The organism is Belnapia moabensis DSM 16746 (assembly GCF_000745835.1).
Classification (GTDB): Bacteria; Pseudomonadota; Alphaproteobacteria; order Acetobacterales; family Acetobacteraceae; genus Belnapia; species Belnapia moabensis.
Genome location: NZ_JQKB01000009.1, coordinates 1 through 16790, shown reverse-complemented (window position 1 = coordinate 16790; position 16790 = coordinate 1). Strand labels below are relative to the sequence as shown.

14 protein-coding genes are annotated in these 16790 nt (G+C 70.1%); 8 read left to right on the top strand and 6 right to left on the bottom strand.

The genetic code is table 11. The features are described 5' to 3' along the window. Positions 1–142: 142 nt before the first annotated feature. The 3 genes from EP26_RS07755 (at position 143) to EP26_RS07745 (ending at position 3649) form a co-directional block, all read left to right on the top strand. Entirely contained in the window at positions 143–2017 is a 1875-nt protein-coding gene (locus EP26_RS07755; protein WP_281177072.1) for a glycoside hydrolase family 15 protein, read from the top strand. Between the two features lie 50 nt (positions 2018–2067). After that, complete coding sequence (gene ppk2 / locus EP26_RS07750) at positions 2068–2982, top strand: polyphosphate kinase 2 (protein WP_043337604.1); 915 nt, start codon at positions 2068–2070, stop codon at positions 2980–2982. 103 nt (positions 2983–3085) lie between these two features. Continuing rightward, positions 3086–3649, top strand: a complete 564-nt coding sequence (locus EP26_RS07745; protein ID WP_043337603.1) for a hypothetical protein — start codon at positions 3086–3088, stop codon at positions 3647–3649. A 254-nt stretch (positions 3650–3903) separates the two neighbouring features. On the opposite strand, the gene EP26_RS07740 is transcribed toward EP26_RS07745, so the two are convergent. The 3 genes from EP26_RS07740 to groES all read right to left on the bottom strand — a co-directional run bounded on the left by EP26_RS07740 (position 3904) and on the right by groES (position 6453). Continuing rightward, the gene (locus tag EP26_RS07740) at positions 3904–4107 is read right to left on the bottom strand and encodes a cold-shock protein (RefSeq protein ID WP_043337601.1); all 204 of its coding nucleotides are present in this window, start codon (positions 4105–4107) and stop codon (positions 3904–3906) included. 280 nt (positions 4108–4387) lie between these two features. Next, positions 4388–6034, bottom strand: a complete 1647-nt coding sequence (gene groL, locus EP26_RS07735) for a chaperonin GroEL (protein ID WP_043337600.1) — start codon at positions 6032–6034, stop codon at positions 4388–4390. A 107-nt stretch (positions 6035–6141) separates the two neighbouring features. Next, positions 6142–6453 carry a co-chaperone GroES gene (groES, locus tag EP26_RS07730; RefSeq protein ID WP_043337599.1) on the bottom strand — a complete coding sequence of 104 codons (312 nt, stop codon included), beginning with the start codon at positions 6451–6453 and terminating at the stop codon, positions 6142–6144. A 279-nt stretch (positions 6454–6732) separates the two neighbouring features. Between groES and EP26_RS37325 the strand changes: the two genes are divergently transcribed. Next, the gene (locus EP26_RS37325; protein ID WP_281177071.1) at positions 6733–7005 is read left to right on the top strand and encodes an usg protein; all 273 of its coding nucleotides are present in this window, start codon (positions 6733–6735) and stop codon (positions 7003–7005) included. Between the two features lie 16 nt (positions 7006–7021). Here the strand turns inward: EP26_RS37325 and EP26_RS07720 are convergent, their stop codons facing one another. Together EP26_RS07720 and EP26_RS07715 are read right to left on the bottom strand one after the other, a co-directional pair. After that, positions 7022–7693 carry a TVP38/TMEM64 family protein gene (locus tag EP26_RS07720; protein WP_043337597.1) on the bottom strand — a complete coding sequence of 224 codons (672 nt, stop codon included), beginning with the start codon at positions 7691–7693 and terminating at the stop codon, positions 7022–7024. Beyond that, a complete protein-coding gene (locus tag EP26_RS07715; RefSeq protein WP_084112384.1) occupies positions 7690–8457 on the bottom strand; it encodes a glycosyltransferase family 2 protein in 768 nt (255 codons plus the stop codon). Before EP26_RS07715 ends, EP26_RS07720 begins: the two co-directional genes overlap by 4 nt. Before the next feature lie 110 nt (positions 8458–8567). Here EP26_RS07715 and EP26_RS07710 point away from each other — a divergent pair, with 110 nt between their 5' ends. From EP26_RS07710 to EP26_RS07695, 4 genes are read left to right on the top strand one after another with little or no spacing between them, the layout of a single operon-like run. Further along, positions 8568–9641, top strand: a complete 1074-nt coding sequence (locus EP26_RS07710) for a COX15/CtaA family protein (RefSeq protein WP_043337735.1) — start codon at positions 8568–8570, stop codon at positions 9639–9641. Continuing rightward, positions 9638–14581 (top strand): PAS-domain containing protein, encoded by a 4944-nt coding sequence (locus tag EP26_RS31790; RefSeq protein WP_052388927.1) that lies wholly within the window; start codon positions 9638–9640, stop codon positions 14579–14581. Before EP26_RS07710 ends, EP26_RS31790 begins: the two co-directional genes overlap by 4 nt. Positions 14582–14604: 23 nt before the next feature. Then, positions 14605–16047, top strand: coding sequence for a metalloprotease TldD (tldD, locus tag EP26_RS07700; RefSeq protein ID WP_043337596.1), 1443 nt, complete (start codon positions 14605–14607; stop codon positions 16045–16047). Beyond that, positions 16044–16577: a GNAT family N-acetyltransferase gene (locus EP26_RS07695; protein ID WP_084112383.1), complete on the top strand. Its 534-nt coding sequence runs from the start codon at positions 16044–16046 to the stop codon at positions 16575–16577. The genes tldD and EP26_RS07695 overlap by 4 nt, the downstream gene beginning before the upstream one ends. On the opposite strand, the gene EP26_RS32955 is transcribed toward EP26_RS07695, so the two are convergent. Continuing rightward, positions 16497–16790 (bottom strand): transposase (locus EP26_RS32955; protein ID WP_043343229.1); only part of this gene is annotated, 294 nt, incomplete at its 5' end. The genes EP26_RS07695 and EP26_RS32955 overlap by 81 nt on opposite strands.

Sequence of the window (16790 nt, the reverse complement as noted above, 5' to 3'; positions counted from 1 at the left end):
TTATTCTCAATTGCAAGTGTGGCCGTATCGGTTGACGTAGCTGTCAGCCAGGCCGGGCCCTCAGGCCCACCGCCACATCTCGATCGACGCCCGTTTGAATTGCGGGACACTCACCGCCGGCAGATGTGCTGCGCAGGGGTGAATGCCGCCGTCCAGCCATCCATCCTCCTTTCGTGCGCGGCGCAAACCATATCGCTCAGGCAACCCGGGGCGCCGCTCCGGGTTGCAGCGCCGCATGTCAAAGCCCATCGAGGATTATGCGCTCATCGGCGACGGCGAGACCGCGGCGCTGGTGGCGAGGGACGGGTCGATCGACTGGCTCTGCTGGCCGCGCTTCGACGACGATGCCTGCTTCGCCGCACTGCTCGGCGGCCCGGACCATGGCCGCTGGCGCCTCGCCCCGCGCGACCCCGCCCTGCGCGTCACCCGCCGCTACCAGGGCGACACGCTGGTGCTGGAGACGGAGTTCGAAACCGCGACCGGCGCCATCCGCCTCACCGACTTCATGCCGGCCAAGCCCGAGGGCGGCACCGCGCTCGTCCGCATGCTCACCGGCCTCCGCGGCGAGGTCGAGATGGAGTGCGACCTGCGCCTTCGCTTCGACTATGGCAGCGTCCCCTGCTGGCTGACGCCGCGGCCGGACGGCATGCATGCCGTGGTCGGCCCCGACCAGGTCATCCTCCACAGCCCGGCCCCGCTCGAGACGGCGGAGGGCACCACCCATGGCCGCTTCACCCTTGCGGCCGGCGAGACCATCCCCTTTGTCCTGCGCTATGCCCGCTCCTACGACCCGGAGCCGGGCCCTATCGATGCCGGGGCGGCCCTCGACCGCACCCTCGCCTACTGGCAGGGCTGGATAGGTCAATTCGACAAGCCGACCGAATGGCCGGAGGCAGTGCGCCGCTCCCTCCTCACGCTGAAGGCGCTGAGCCACCCCCGCACCGGCGGCCTCATCGCCGCCCCGACCCTCGGCCTGCCGGAGAAGCCGGGCGGCGGGATGAACTGGGACTACCGCTATTGCTGGGTGCGCGATTCCACCTTCACCTGCTGCGCCTTGCTGAATGCCGGCTTCCGCGAGGAGGCGCGCGACTGGCTGCAATGGCTGCTGCGCGCCATCGGCGGCACGCCGGAGAAGATGCGTATCATGTACCGGGTCGACGGCTCCCGCTGCCTCGAGGAATGGCAGGCGCCCTGGCTGCCCGGCTATGAGGGCTCCCGCCCCGTCCGCATCGGCAATGCTGCGGCCAGTCAGGTCCAGCTCGACGTCTTCGGCGAGATCCTCGACACCGTCCATCTCGCCCGCCGCTCCGGCATCGACGGCAGCGAGCATGGCCGCCGCGTCGGCCGCACCCTCATCGAGTTCGTCGAGCGCATCTGGCGCCAGCCCGACCAGGGCCTCTGGGAAAGCCGCGGCGAGCCGCAGCACCACGTCTATTCCAAGGCGATGTGCTGGGTCGCGGTGGACCGCTTCCTCAAGGTCCATGCCGATGACGGGCTGGAGCCGGAAGCCCTCACCCGCCTTGCCGCCCTCCGCGACGAGATCCATGCCGAGGTCTGCCGCCGCGGCTACGACCCAAGGCTCGACCATTTCGTCCAGTATTACGGGGCGCAGGCGCTGGATGCGAGCCTGCTGATGCTGCCGCTCATGGGCTTCCTCCCCATCGAGGACCCCCGCATCGCCGGCACCATCGCTGCCATCGAGCGCCACCTGCTCGATGGCGGCATCGTCCACCGCTATGCCGACCGGGCCGACGACCAGGAGGGGGCCTTCATCGCCTGCTCCTGCTGGCTGGCCGATTGCATGGCCATGCAGGGCCGCCACGAGGAAGCCCGCGCGCTGTTCCTTCGCGTGCTCGATCTCCGCAATGATGTCGGCCTGCTCGCCGAGGAATACCATCTGCCGAGCCGCCGCCTGATCGGCAATTTCCCCCAGGCGCTCAGCCATATCGCCCTGATCAATACTGGCCTCGGCCTGTGCGGCCCGGTGATGCGCCGCACCGGCGGCTCGGCGTCATAGGCCTGCAACCTTCCTGGGCTATTCTGCCGCCGACGAATGGAGAGAGGCGGATGCCGGACGACGAGGGGGCCATGCGGCCGTGGCTGCAGGCGGAGCTGGAGGACGATTTCGACGAGGAGCTGGAGCAGGAGATCGACGACCGCCGCCTGCCGGAGGAGGTTCGCCACCTGCTGCAATCCCGCCAGGTCCGTACCATCGACCGCAGCCTCTACTTCCGGGAGCTGCTGCGCCTTCAGGGCGAGCTGGTGAAGCTGCAGGACTGGGTCGCCCATCGCGGCCTCAAGGTGGTGGTGCTGTTCGAGGGCCGCGACAGTGCCGGCAAGGGCGGCGCCATCAAACGCATCACCCAGCGCACCAACCCGCGTATCTGCCGCGTCGTGGCCCTCCCCGCGCCCTCCGACCGCGAGCGGACGCAGTGGTACTTCCAGCGCTACGTCGCGCACCTCCCCGCCGCTGGCGAGGTCGTGCTGTTCGACCGCAGCTGGTACAACCGCGCCGGCGTCGAGCGTGTCATGGGCTTCGCCAGCGAGGCGCAGGTCGAGGATTTCTTCCGCGACGTGCCGGAATTCGAGCGCATGCTCGTCCGTTCCGGTATCATCCTGATGAAGTACTGGTTCTCCATCACCGACCAGGAGCAGCAGCTCCGCTTCCTCATGCGCATCCACGACCCGATCAAGCAGTGGAAGCTCTCGCCGATGGACCTGCAATCCCGCGTCCGCTGGGAGCAGTACACCAAGGCGAAGGAGGCGATGTTCGAGCGCACCAGCATCCCCGAGGCGCCGTGGTACATCGTCGAGGGCAACGACAAGAAGCGCGCGCGGCTGAATTGCATCCAGCACCTCCTCTCGCAGATCCCCTACGAGGAAGTGCCGCACCAGCCGGTCGCGCTGCCCGAGCGCGTCTTCGACCCGAACTACGAGCGGCGCACCCTGCCGGTGGAGCTCTACGTCCCCGACCGCTACTGACCTCGAGAAACGTCGCGTTCCGATGCTTCCGGCGGTGCCACTGCCGCGGAACAATGCCCCCCCGCCGGCGTTCCTCTTGCCCAGCATTGCAAGGGGAAAGCCCATGGCCATCGTCGCCGATAGCAGCCAGTGGACTGGCGAGTACGACCACACCTCCCATGCCGGCCCGGTCGTCTGGGGCGAGTTCGAGGATCGCGCGACGCTCGACAGCGCCGCCGCGAAGCTCCAGGCCGAGGCCTGGTTCCGCGAGCTTCAGGCCCGCGCCGCGCCGCAAGGCGAGCGCCCCGCCGACAACGACCAGGTCATCACCCCGGACGAGAACCCGAAGGGCGCCGATGCCCGCAACCTGCGGCAGAATTTCGTCGGCATCGGCACGGCCTCCACCTCGATGCTTGCGGCCGGCATCGTCATCGCCACTGGCGGTGCCGCCCTGCCTGCCGTCGCGGCCGCGGCGGCCGCTGGCGCCGCGACGCTCGCGGTCGGCGAGACGGCCGGCGCCGCTGCCGCTCCGTCCGATAGCGGCAGCCGCCCGGAGGAGGTGACGAAGAGCGCAGGCCCCTCCCTCGGCATCCAGGCGCAGACCGAGGCGGAGAAGGCCGAGGCGCAGCGCTTCCTGCAAAGCCAGGGCGCTCGCCGCGTCTGGGTCGAGGACAGCAAGGCCGCCTGAGCCTGCGCCACCAGGCCACAATGTGTCCCGCAGGCAGCGGGCATTGAGGCATTATGGCAGGTCGGGTGGCACGGCGGAGCCTTCTCGACCTCGCCGGTGGCGCGGCCCAGGCTCAGCCGGCCCGGCCTGCGCGGTTGGAGGAGGCCGGCCTCGCCCCTATGGCGGCCCGCCCGAGCGGCTGTCCACCCATCTCGCCAATGAACTCCACCACCATACCGGGGTCGTCCGGCGCAGCGGAGCACGCCTGGATTAGCCTAGAGCGGCTTGAGGTTCGCGGCCGCAGCCTTGCCGCGCTCCATCACCACTTCGTAGCTGATCTTCTGATTCTCGTTGAGCCCCTGAAGGCCGGCCTTCTGCACGGCGGTGATGTGGACAAACACGTCCTTGCCGCCATCCTGCGGGACGATGAAGCCGAAGCCCTTGGTGGCGTTGAACCATTTCACGGTGCCGATCGCCATTGCGACGCGCCCTCCCCTGCATCAGGCACGGGCGAGGATCGCCCATGCGAAACCGCCAGGCTTGATCGCTTGAAGGCGGCCGGAGGGCTCCGGGACGGCACGGCAAGGCGGGCCAAGGACTGCTGGCTTCCGAAGTGGACACGGATCGACCGGTTGAAGTCAACGATCACGCATACGCGTTATCGTGAGGGATTCGGAACAGGAAAGGCCCCTAACCGACACGAGAAAGGGGCGGGCCTCACGGCCCGCCCCCTCTCTCCGATCAGCCTTGCGGGCTGGATCAGAAGTCCATGTCGCCCATGCCGCCCATGCCACCGCCCGGGGGGCCACCGGCCGGAGCCTTACGCTCCGGACGCTCGGCCACCATGGCTTCGGTGGTGATCAGCAGCGAGGCGACCGAGGCCGCGTCCTGCAGCGCCGTGCGCACGACCTTGGTCGGGTCGATGATGCCGGCAGCGACGAGGTCCTTGTACTCGTCCTTCTGGGCGTCGTAGCCGTAGACATAGGTGTCGGTGCGCAGCACCTCACCCGCCACGACCGCGCCGTCCTTGCCGGCATTCTCGGCGATCTGCTTCGCCGGCGCCTGGATGGCGCGACGGACGATCTCGATGCCGACCTGCTCGTCGTTGTTCAGGCCCTTCAGGTGGCCGAGGTTGGTCGAGGCGCGCAGCAGCGCCACGCCGCCACCCGGCACGATGCCTTCCTGGACCGCGGCGCGGGTCGCATGCAGCGCGTCGTCGACGCGGTCCTTGCGCTCCTTCACCTCGACCTCGGTCGAGCCGCCGACGCGGATGACGGCGACGCCGCCGGCCAGCTTCGCCAGGCGCTCCTGCAGCTTCTCGCGGTCGTAGTCCGAGGTGGTCTCCTCGATCTGCGCCTTGATCTGCTCCACGCGGCCGGTGATCGCGGACTTCTCGCCAGCGCCGTCGACGATCGTGGTGTTCTCCTTCTCGATCCGCACCATCTTGGCGCGGCCGAGCTGGGCCAGCGTCACGTTCTCGAGCTTGATGCCGAGATCCTCGGAGATCACCTCACCGCCGGTCAGGATGGCGATGTCCTCGAGCATCGCCTTGCGGCGATCGCCGAAGCCCGGCGCCTTCACGGCTGCGACCTTCAGGCCGCCGCGCAGCTTGTTGACGACGAGCGTAGCCAGGGCCTCGCCCTCGACATCCTCGGCGACGATGATGAGCGGACGGCCGGACTGAACAACCGCCTCGAGCAGCGGCAGCATCGGCTGCAGCTGGCTGAGCTTCTTCTCGAAGATCAGCAGGTAGGGGTTCTCCATCTCGACGATCATCTTCTCCGCATTCGTGATGAAATACGGGGAGACGTAGCCGCGGTCGAACTGCATGCCCTCGACGACGTCGAGCTCGGTCTGGATGCCCTTGGCCTCCTCGACCGTGATGACGCCCTCGTTGCCGACCTTCTCCATCGCCTGGGCGATCATCTCGCCGATCTCGGTCTCGCCATTGGCGGAGATCGAGCCGACCTGCGCCACCTCGGCCGAGGTCGAGATCTTCTTCGTCTTGGCCTCGAGCTCGGCGACGACGGAGGCGACAGCCTTGTCGATGCCGCGCTTCAGGTCCATCGGGTTCATGCCGGCGGCCACGGCCTTGGCGCCCTCGCGGACGATCGCCTGGGCGAGCACGGTCGCGGTGGTGGTGCCGTCACCGGCGATGTCGTTGGTCTTCGAGGCCACTTCGCGCACCATCTGCGCGCCCATGTTCTCGAACTTGTCGGCCAGCTCGATCTCCTTGGCGACGGTCACGCCGTCCTTGGTGATCCGCGGGGCACCGAAGCTCTTGTCGATGACGACGTTGCGGCCCTTGGGGCCGAGCGTCACCTTCACGGCGTCGGCCAGGATGTCCACGCCGCGCAGCATGCGGTCGCGCGCATTGGCGCCGAACTTAACGTCCTTCGCAGCCATGTATGTACCTCATTGGTTCGGCGTCCGGTCGCTGCCCGGGCGGTCTGCCCCGGCGCGGTCCCGTCCGCCATTGTTGACGACGAGTGTCAGGCGGCTGATCGGGTGGGTCAGGCGGCCTTGGCGACGGAAGGGTTGTCGAGGATGCCCATGATGTCGGACTCCTTCATGATGAGGAGCTCCTCGCCATCGAGCTTCACCTCAGTGCCCGACCACTTGCCGAACAGGATGCGGTCGCCGGCCTTCACGTCGAGCGGGCGCATCTCGCCCTTGTCGTTCAGCGTGCCGCTGCCGACGGCGATCACCTCGCCTTCCTGCGGCTTCTCCTTGGCGGTGTCGGGGATGATGATGCCGCCGCGGGTCTTCTCCTCGGCCGTCACGCGACGGACGAGAACGCGGTCATGCAGGGGACGGAAGCTCATATGCGGTCCTCTCCTGGCCTATTCTCAAGGAATGGGTCCCCCCGCCGGGAGGCGCCAGCGGGACCGCTAGCACTCACCCCGGAGGAGTGCCAAGCGATCTAGGGCAGGCTCGCGTTGGCGTCAAGGGATTTGCAGCACTCTCGGAGTGCGAGTGCCAACCCACTGAAATCCAACAATTTTGTTGCAACCCGCCCGGAAAGACGTGGCAAGCTTCGCGTTGCAGAAGTGGAGGAAATCGCCGGCCGCAACGGCTGGCACCGAAGAGAAGGATCGCCTTGCGTGCTGTACAGCCTCGAACGCTTCGTCCGCATCCCCGACTGGCGGCTGACCACCGCCGAGATCCTCTACCACATGCCGGACCATCCGGGCGTCCTCCAGACCTTCGTCTGGCAGAAGGTCGACCACGCTCCGGCCTTCCCCGAACTCTCCCGCTTCCTGGAATTCTGGCGGCGCGAGATCGAGGGACCACTGCACTCCGTCCGCGTCGCCTCCGCCGCCCTCACCCGCCCGGCTGAACTGCGCTTCGCCAACGGCCAATTCGTGCTGCACTGAGTGGCCTCCGTGGGCGCTACTCCTCTAGCGCCCGCCCCGCCCGGTGCCGCCTGAGCAGGGCGAAGCCAATCGCCACCGAGCCCAGCAGCAGCACGGCCGAAAGCCCGAGTTGCCAGGCCCCGTCCACCCGCACCCCCTTGCCGAGCAGGGCGAAGACCACCGTCTGCGGCAGGTAGCCGATCGCCGAGGCGGCGAGGAAGGGCAGCAGCGCGATCCCCGCCATCCCCGCCAGCAGGTTGAGCGCCAGGTTGTTGCCAAGCGGCAGCAACCGGAGCGCCAGCGTCGCATCGAAGGGACTAGCCGCCAGCAGGTCGCGCAGCGGCCGGAGCCGCCGCCCGAAGCGCCCGGCCAGTCGCCGCTCCGCCCAGCCGCGCCCGACCAGTCGCGCCCAGAGGAAGGAGACCGCACAGCCCAGCAACTGGGACAGCAGCGCGAGCCCCGTCCCCACCACCGCGCCGAAGGCATAGCCCCCGAGGAAGGCAACGCCCTGGCGCGGGATGCCTACCGCCGTCGCCGCCATCCCGACGAGGAGGAAGATCCCCTCGCCCCAAAGCCCCTGCCCGCGGATGGCGCGGTCCACCCATTCCGTCCCGAGCAGCCCGCCGAGCGCCCTGAGCAGCAGCCCGGCCGCCACCAGCCCTGCCGCCAGCACGAGGAGCTTGGCGACCGCCCGCCCCCGCTCGCTCACTCCTCGACCACCGGACGGGAGCCGCGCCGTTGCAGCCAGGCGACCCCGAGGAGGTCGAAGATGGAAACCGCCAACCGGTCCAGTGTCCCATAATTCGAGCGCCCGCGCACCCGCGGCCGATGGTTCACCGGCTCGCTCACCACCCGCCCGGCCTGGCGCAGCACGAGCGCCGGCAGGAAGCGGTGCATGTGGTCGAAATGCGGCAGGTCGAGGAAGAGCGCGCGCGGGAAGACCTTCAGCCCGCAGCCGGTATCCGGCGTCGCATCGCCGAGCAGCCGGGCGCGGATGCGGTTGGCGATGCGGCTGGACCGGCGCTTCACCCAACTGTCCCGCCGCGTCACCCGATGCCCCGCCACCAGCACCGGCCCCATCTCGGCTTGCGCCCGCGCCAGCAGCCGGGGGATGTCCGCCGGGTCGTTCTGCCCGTCGCCGTCGAGGGTGGCGATCCAGGCTCCCCGCGCCGCCTTCACCCCGGTGATGACGGCGGCCGACTGGCCGCAACTCGCCCGGTGCCGCAGATGCCGGAGCGGCGCCGCGCCCGCCGCCTCGCGCAAGGCAGTCGGCGTCCCGTCGGTCGAGCCGTCGTCGACATAGACGATCTCATGCGCCATCCCGGCCAGCGCCGCCTCGATCTCGGCGACCAGCGGCGCGATGTTCGGCGCCTCGTTCCGCACCGGGATGACGACGGAGATCAGGGGGGAGCCAGCCGGAGCCGCCAAGGGGAGATTGGCCGGGCCACCGGCCGCATCGGGGGCGGTCTGCATCGCGCCGCTGCGGTAGCAGCCACGGGAGCGCGCCGCAAGCCGCGCCGATTGTTGCGCCGGGGCGGCGTTCGGTTGGTGTCCTGATCGCCTTGCCATCCTATAGTATGGGGATGCCTTTCGATGCTCCCTCCGCGCACCCGGTCCGCAGCCGGGCGGCGCCCCGCGCTATCGGCCTTTGGCTGCTCGGCGTGGCTGCCATGGTCTGGGTCATGGTCGCCCTCGGCGGCGCCACCCGCCTCACCGGCTCAGGCCTGTCCATCATGGAATGGGCGCCGCTCTCCGGCGCCCTGCCGCCGCTCTCCGATGCCGAGTGGCAACGCCTCTACGACCTCTACCGCACCATTCCGCAATACCAGCTCGTCAACCAAGGCTTCGGGATCGAGGGCTTCAAGCAGATCTTCTGGCTGGAATGGGCGCATCGGCTCTGGGGCCGGCTGATCGGACTCGCCTATGCTCTGCCGCTCGCCTGGTTCTGGCTGCGCGGCCGCATTCCGGCCGGATACAAGGGGCGCCTGCTGCTGCTGCTGGTGCTGGGCGGCCTGCAAGGCGCGGTCGGCTGGTTCATGGTCGCCTCCGGCTTCGAGGCGGACCGCACGGCCGTCTCCCCATACCGGTTGGTGATGCATCTGAGCCTCGCGCTCGGCCTCTTCGCGGCGCTGACCTGGACCGGCCTCAGCCTGCTGCGCCCCCGCCCCGCCGAGGCGCTCCCCGCCGTCGGCAGCATCCACCGCCAGGCCAAGGCGGCTGCCTGGCTGCTGGCCGCGGCGATGCTCGCGGGCGGCTTCGTCGCCGGCAACCGCGCGGGCCTCGACTACAACACCTTCCCGCTGATGGAAGGACGGTTGGTGCCCACGGGGTACTGGCGCCTCGATTCCGCCTGGGCCAACCTCACACTCAATATCGCCACGGTTCAATTCAACCACAGGCTGCTGGCGAGCCTAGCGGCCCTGGCCGCGCTGGGGGCCGCCTTCGCCGGCTGGCGCCGCCTGCCGCCCGGCTTCGCCCGCAGCGCCTGCATTGGCCTCGGCGTCACGGTGGTGCTGCAATACGCTTTGGGTGTCGCCACGCTGCTGCATGCCGTGCCGGTCTGGCTCGGCACGCTGCATCAGGCGACCGCCGTCCTGGTGCTGACCGCGGCGCTGCTCGCATTGCACGGGCTGCGCGCTCCCGGGAGAGCCACATGACCGAGGGAGAAGCCGCAGTCGCGCCGGGGGCGGACCAACCTGCCCTGCTGCGGCTGGTGCTCGTCAGCATGCAGCACGGCATCGCGCTGTTCGACGCCGAGGACAGGTTGGTGGCCGCGAACGACCTGGCCCGCCGCTACGGCGCCATCCCCGGCGAGACCATCCCTATCGGCGCGACCCACGCGGCGATCGTCGCCGCCCAGGCCGCCGCCGGCGAGTTCGGCGATGCCGAGGCCACCGAGCGGCGCCTGGCCGCCATCAGCGCCTTCGACCGGACCATTCCCGGCCGCTATGTCCGCATCCGCCCCAACGGCACCGTGCTCGAGATCGCCTGTAACCCGACACCGGATGGCGGCTTCATCGTCACCTATACCGACATCACCGCCCGTACCCGGGCCGAGGAAGCCGCCCGGGACCGTGCCATCACGCTGACCGCCGCCCTCGACTCGATGCAGCATGGCTGCCTCATCTACGGGCCTGACGACAGGCTCGTCGCCGCCAATGCCCTCGCCGCCTCCAGCACTGGCCTGGCGCCCGAGGATCTGGTCCCCGGACGTCCCCGCGCCGAGCTCATCGACCTTCAATATGCCCGCGGCGTCTTCGGCAGCGGCGAGGCCGCAGCGGCTGAGCGCGACCGGCTGACCGCACGCCCGACCGGCCGCTACCATGAGATCACCCGTTCCACGCCGGACGGGCGGGTGATCAAGGTCATCTCCAACCCGATAGGCCCAGGCGGCCATGTCGTCACCTATACCGACATCACCCCGATCGCCCAGGCCGAAGCCGCCTCGCGGGCGCGCGCCGAGCTGCTCCAGACCATGCAGGAGACGATGCACCATGGCATCGCCATGTTCGGCGCGGACCAGCGGCTGATCGCCGCCAACGACCTCGCCGCCGAACTGGCCGGCCTCCACCCGGGCGAGATGCCGCCCGGCACCACCGCCGGCGAGATCGCCGCCGTCCAGCTCGCCCGCGGCCTGTTCGGCGAAGGGGCGGAGGCGGCCGCCATCGCCGAGGCCGCAACCCGTCACGACCGCCGGCTGCCGCGCTTCGTTCGCCGCCGCCTGCATGACGGCCGCATCGTTGATTCGCGCTCCGACCCGACGCCCGACGGCGGCTTCGTCATCACCTGGTCCGACGTCACGCCGCTGATCGAGGCGGAGCGCGCCGCCGAGGCCCGCGCCGCTGCCCTGCAGGCGATGATCGAAAACATGCGCCACGGCATCGCCCTGTTCGATGCCGAAGGACGCGTGGTGGCGGCCAACCGGCTGATGCACGAGCTGGCCGGCGTCCCCGCCGAGCTTGTAGTGCCAGGGCTGCGCATCGAGGAGCTGATCGCCGCCCAGCGCGATGCCTCCGTCTCCGGCGACCCGGCGCTCGACGAACGCTATTCCGCCGCGGCGCTCGCCGCCGACCGCTCGAAGCCGCAGCGCCATACCCGCCCGACGCGCGACGGGCGCATGCTCGACGTCACCTCGGACCCGATGCCGGATGGCGGCTTCGTCATCACCATCACCGACATCACCGCCCTCACCCGCGCCGAGACCGAGCTGCGCCAGCGCGCCGAGCTGCAAGGGGCGATGCTGAAGGCGATGCGGCACGGCATCACCCTCTACGATGCCGAGCAGCGCCTGATCGCGGTGCACCGACTCTATAGCGGGCCGGACAACCTCCCCTTCCCCGAGGGCGACGCGCCGCTGCCGCCCGGGACGTCGATGCTCGACATCCTGCAACGCCAGGCCGCGATCGGCGGCCTCGGCCCCGAGCCCGAGCGGGAGATCGAAAAGCTGCTCGCGCTCGACCGCAGCCAGCCGCACCGCTACATGCGCCAGACCTCGGACGGCCGGCTGATCGAGATCCATTCCGATCCGATGCCGGGCGACGGCTTCGCCCTGACCTTCGCCGACGTCACCGCACTGGTCCAGGCCGAGGAGACCGCGCGCTCCCAGGCCGCCATATTGCGCGCCGCGCTCGAGACCATGCGGCACGGCTTCATGCTGTTCGGCCCCGACCGGCGGCTGCTCGTCGCCAACAGCCTGGCCACGGAGATCGGCGGGCTCTCGGCGGCGGAGCTGGCGCCCGGCATCAGCATCGAAGACCAGATCCGCATGCACCATGCCCGCGGCATGTATGGCCCGGAGCCGGAGGGCAGCGAAACCCTGGCCATGTTGCTGAAGGTCGACCGCAGCCGGTCCTGGCGGCGCACGCGGCCCATGCCGGGCGGCCAGGTGGTCGAGGTCTACAGCGAACCGACGCCGGATGGCGGCTTCGTCATCACCTTCACCGACATCACCGCCCGCGCCAAGGCCGAGGCCGAGGCCAAGAATCGCGCCCATGTCCTCCAGGTCACGCTCGACAGCGTGCGCCACGGCATCGCCTATTACGGGCCGGACCGCCGGTTGATCCTCGCCAACAGCCTGGCCGGGCCGCATCACGGGCTGCCCGACCTGCACGAGCGCAGCGGCTGGCTGTTCGACGACATCCTCCGCGAGCAGCACGCCCTCGGCTATTTCGGTCCCGAGCCGGAGGCGAGCCGGCGCTACGCCGCGGCGCTCGGCCGCGACCGCTCCCACCCGGCGCGCATCCAGCGCCGCATGCCCGACGCCCGGGTGATCGACATCGCCAGCGACCCGACGCCGGAGGGTGGCTTCGTCATCACCCAGTCCGATGTGACCGCGCTGGAGGAGGCCAAGGCTGAATCCTCCGACCGCGCCGCCACGCTGCAGCTGATGCTCGACAACATCCGGCATGGCATCTCCTACTTCGGCCCGGACCGCCGGCTGATCGCCTTCAACTCCCTGGCCGAGGAACTGGCCGGGGAAAGCGGCCGCGTGCCTCTGCAACCTGGCGACTCGCTCGAGGATCTGGTGGAGCGGAGCGCCGCCACCGGCATCTACGGCAACGCCGAGGCGACTGCGGCGATCAAGCAGGCGCGGCTCACCCTCGACCGCAGCAAGCCGCACCGCTACCTGCGCCGCACCGCCGGTGGCCGGCTGGTCGAGGTATCCTCGAACCCGGCGCCGAATGGCGGCTTCGTCGTTACCCATTCCGACGTGACCAATCTGTTGGAGGCGCAGGCCGCCGCCGCCGACCGCAGCGCCCAGCTGCTGGTGATGATGGACAACATGCTGCATGGCATCGCGCTGTTCGACCGGCAGCACCGGCTGGTGACCGCCAATGCGCTTGCCGCCCGCCTCAATGGGCTCGACCCGGCGGCCTTCGAGCCGGGCCGCGCCTGGGGCGACGTGGTCGCCGACATCGCCGCCGCCGGCCTGCTCGATCCAGCGACGATCCCGCGGATCGTCGCGGACGACTACAGCCGCCCGCTCAGCTTCGTCCGGCCCGGGGTGGAAGGCCAGGTGATCGAAGTCACCACAAACCCGACCCCTGAGGGTGGCTTCGTCACCACCTATACCGACATCACTGCCCTCACCCGCGCCGAGGCCGCAGCGCGTGAGCGGGCCGGCGTGCTGCAGGTGATGCTGGAGAATACCCGGCACGGCATCTGCTATTACGGACCGGACCGCCGGGTGATCGCCGCCAACTCCCTCGCCGCCGAGTTCGGCGGCTATTCGCCGGGCGGCCTCCGCCCCGGCCGCAGCCTCGAGGAGTTGATCGAGGACCAGCTCGCCCACGAGGTCGGCGGCGAGAGCGGCGCCCAGGCGGCGCAGCTCGCCCTCACCATGGATCGTAGCCAGCCCTCCCGCTACACCCGCCCGGGCGTGGGCGGCCGGATTCTGGAAGTCACCTCGGACCCGACGCCGGGCGGTGGCTTCGTCGTGACCACCGCCGACATCACCCCCTTGGTCCGGGCGGAGGAAGAGACGCGCAGCCGCGCCGCCATCCTTCAGGCCATGCTCGACCACAGCCGCCAGGGCATCATCCTGTTCGACATGCAAGGCCGCGTCGTCGCCGCCAACGGCATCGCCGCCACCCTGAACGGTCTTCCGGCCGAGGCGGTCTGGCCCGGCCAGCCGATCCAGGCGCTGATCCAGCTGCAGGCCGCCAATGGCGACCTCGACCCGGCCGCCTTTGCCGAAGCCCTGGCGCTGGTGCCGACGGACCGGCCCTGGCCGGTGCCCTCCACCCATCGCCGGCTGCTCGGCGGCCGGATGGTCGAGATCACCACCGACAGCGTCGGCGGCGTCGGCTACATCCGCAGCTACCGGGACATCAGCGAGGAGCTGCGCGCCCGCGCCGAGCTGGAGCGCGCCCGCGACGCGGCCGAGGCGGCGAACCGCGCCAAGTCCCGCTTCCTCGCCACCATGAGCCATGAGCTGCGCACGCCGCTCAACGCCGTCATCGGCTTCTCCGAGGCCTACCTGATCGACGCCGACCCGGCCCGGCGCCTCGACTACGTCCAATCGATCCACGAGGCCGGGCGCCACCTGCTCTCGTTGATCGACGACATCCTCGACGTCACCCGCTCGGAGACGACCGGCTTCCAGGTCACCGAGGGTCAGGTGGCGGTGCTGCCCCTGGCCGAGGGCGCGGTGCAGATGATGCAGGCGACGGCGGCGACGGCCGGGGTCAGCCTCGCCGCCAGCCTGCCCCAGCACCTGCCGCTGCTCCGCGCCGATGAGCTCCGGCTGCGCCAGGTGCTGCTCAACCTGCTCGCCAATGCGGTGAAATTCACCCCCGCCGGCGGCAGCGTCACCCTCGGCGCCGAGATCGCGCCCGAGGGCGACCTGCTGCTCAAGGTCAGCGACACCGGCATCGGCATCGCCCCGGGCGACATCTCGCGCGCCTTCGAGCCCTTCACCCAGCTCGATTCCTCGCTGTCCCGGCGCTTCCCCGGCTCCGGCCTCGGCCTATATCTGTCCAGGGCGCTGGCCGAGGCGCAGGGCGCGACCCTCACCCTCGACAGCACGCCCGGCCAGGGCACCACCGCCCTGCTGCGTTTCCCGAAAGCCCGCCTGCTGGCCGAACTGGCCGCATAACCAGCCCCTCGGAGAGCCCCACTATGCCGCTCGACACGCCGCTTTCGGTCACCGATCGCCTCTTCTTCGCCGAGGAAGGCCTCGACCGCGCCGGCGCCGAGCGCCTGGTCCGCGAGGCGCTCTCCGGCGCCGACGACGGCGAGCTTTTCCTCGAGTACCGCGAGAGCGAAGGCATCTCGCTCGATGACGGCCGCATCCGCTCGGCGAGTTTCGACGCCACACGCGGCTTCGGCCTGCGCGCCGTCGCCGGCGAGGCCGCCGGCTACGCCCATTCCGGCGAGATGTCGGAAGCCGCGCTGAAGCGCGCCGCGGAGACGGTCGGCGCCGTCCGCCACGGCCATTCCGGCACGCTCGACCTCGCCCCGCGCTCGACCAATGCCCGGCTTTACGCCGACGGCAACCCGCTGGCGCTGATGGATTTCGGCGCCAAGACCGCCCTCCTCGGCGAGATCGACGCCTTCGCCCGCGCCCGCGACCCGCGCGTCAAGCAGGTGATGGCCTCGATCTTCGGCGAATGGCAGGCGGTGCAGATCATCCGCCCGGACGGCACCCGCGTCGCCGATATCCGCCCGCTGGTCCGCCTCAACGTCGCCGTGGTGGTGGAGCAGGACGGAAGGCGCGAGACCGGCAGCCACGGCCTCGGCGGCCGCTTCGACTATGCCCGCATCCTGGCCGAGCCGGTCTGGCAGGGCGCCGTCGATGAGGCGCTGCGCCAGGCCCTCGTCAACCTCGACAGCGTCCCGGCCCCGGCTGGCGAGATGGAGGTGGTGCTCGGCCCTGGCTGGCCCGGCATCCTCCTGCACGAGGCGATCGGCCATGGCCTTGAGGGCGACTTCAACCGCAAGAAGACCTCGGCCTTCGCCGGCCTGCTCGGCCAGCGCATCGCCGCCCCGGGCGTCACCGTCATCGATGACGGCACCATGCCCGACCGCCGCGGCAGCCTCACCGTCGATGACGAGGGCACGCCCTCCAACCGCACCGTGCTGATCGAGGACGGCATCCTGACGGGCTTCCTGCAGGACCGGCAGAATGCGCGGCTGATGGGCGTCGCCTCCACCGGCAACGGCCGCCGCCAGAGCTACGCCCATATCCCCATGCCGCGCATGACCAACACGGTGATGCTGGGCGGCCAGCACGCGCCGGAGGAAATTCTCCGCAGCGTGAAGCGCGGCCTCTACGCGGTGAATTTCGGCGGCGGCCAGGTCGACATCACCAGCGGCAAGTTCGTCTTCTCCGCCTCCGAGGCCTATATGGTCGAGGACGGCAGGATCGGCGCCCCGGTGAAGGGCGCGACGCTGATCGGCAATGGCCCGGATAGCCTCACCAAGGTCACGATGGTCGGCAACGACATGGCGCTCGACCCCGGCATCGGCACCTGCGGCAAGCAGGGCCAGGGCGTCCCCGTCGGCGTCGGCCAGCCGACGCTGAAGCTCGCCGGCCTCACGGTCGGCGGCACCGCCGTATGACCATCCGCCCGGCCCGGCCCGAGGAGGCGCCGGTCCTGGCGGCCATCGTCGAGCGCGCCTATGCCCCTTGGGTGGCGGTCATCGGCCGCCGCCCCATGCCGATGGAGGACGACTACGCCGCGCGCATCGCCGCCGGCGAGGCCTGGGTGCTGGAGGAGGCAGGCGCGCCCGTCGCCCTCGTGGTCATCGAGCAGCATCCGGACCACCTCCTGCTCGACAACATCGCCGTCGACCCGGCCCGCCAGGGCCACGGCGAGGGCCGCTTGCTGCTCGATTTCGTCGAGACCGAGGCGGCCCGGCGCGGCCTGCCGGAGGTGCGGCTCTACACCAATGTCCTGATGGAGCGGAACATCGCCCTCTACGCCCGCCGCGGCTATGCCGAGACGGGGCGCGAGGTTCAGAAGAGCTTCAGCCGCGTCTTCATGGCGAAGCCTCTCATACCAGCCGCCCTAGAGCTTGACCTGAGCCCAGGCACGGGTGGTGATGGAGGTGACCTGCTCTGGTCTGCGCATCAGCGCGTTCCAGGCTGAGCAGCAGGCGTCCACGATAGCGTCGTAGCTCTCCCACACGCGATGACTGAGAAAGTTGGCCCGCAGGAACTCCCACAGGTTCTCGACCGGGTTCAGGTCGGGCGCATAGCGAGGCAGCGGCAGCAGGCTGATGTTTGCGGGCAGTTGCAGCTTGGGTGAGGTGTGCCAGCCCGCGCCGTCGAGGACGAGGACAGCATGGGCTCCTTTGCTTAC

What these genes read in the sequence shown, in the direction of transcription:
- EP26_RS07755 (WP_281177072.1), top strand. Translation starts at nt 143, where the DNA reads ATGCCGCCGTCCAGCCATCCATCCTCCTTTCGTGCGCGGCGCAAACCA.
- ppk2 (WP_043337604.1), top strand. Translation starts at nt 2,068, where the DNA reads ATGCCGGACGACGAGGGGGCCATGCGGCCGTGGCTGCAGGCGGAGCTG.
- EP26_RS07745 (WP_043337603.1), top strand. Translation starts at nt 3,086, where the DNA reads ATGGCCATCGTCGCCGATAGCAGCCAGTGGACTGGCGAGTACGACCAC.
- EP26_RS07740 (WP_043337601.1), bottom strand. Translation starts at nt 4,107, where the DNA reads ATGGCGATCGGCACCGTGAAATGGTTCAACGCCACCAAGGGCTTCGGC.
- groL (WP_043337600.1), bottom strand. Translation starts at nt 6,034, where the DNA reads ATGGCTGCGAAGGACGTTAAGTTCGGCGCCAATGCGCGCGACCGCATG.
- groES (WP_043337599.1), bottom strand. Translation starts at nt 6,453, where the DNA reads ATGAGCTTCCGTCCCCTGCATGACCGCGTTCTCGTCCGTCGCGTGACG.
- EP26_RS07715 (WP_084112384.1), bottom strand. Translation starts at nt 8,457, where the DNA reads ATGCAGACCGCCCCCGATGCGGCCGGTGGCCCGGCCAATCTCCCCTTG.
- EP26_RS07710 (WP_043337735.1), top strand. Translation starts at nt 8,568, where the DNA reads ATGCCTTTCGATGCTCCCTCCGCGCACCCGGTCCGCAGCCGGGCGGCG.
- EP26_RS31790 (WP_052388927.1), top strand. Translation starts at nt 9,638, where the DNA reads ATGACCGAGGGAGAAGCCGCAGTCGCGCCGGGGGCGGACCAACCTGCC.
- tldD (WP_043337596.1), top strand. Translation starts at nt 14,605, where the DNA reads ATGCCGCTCGACACGCCGCTTTCGGTCACCGATCGCCTCTTCTTCGCC.
- EP26_RS07695 (WP_084112383.1), top strand. Translation starts at nt 16,044, where the DNA reads ATGACCATCCGCCCGGCCCGGCCCGAGGAGGCGCCGGTCCTGGCGGCC.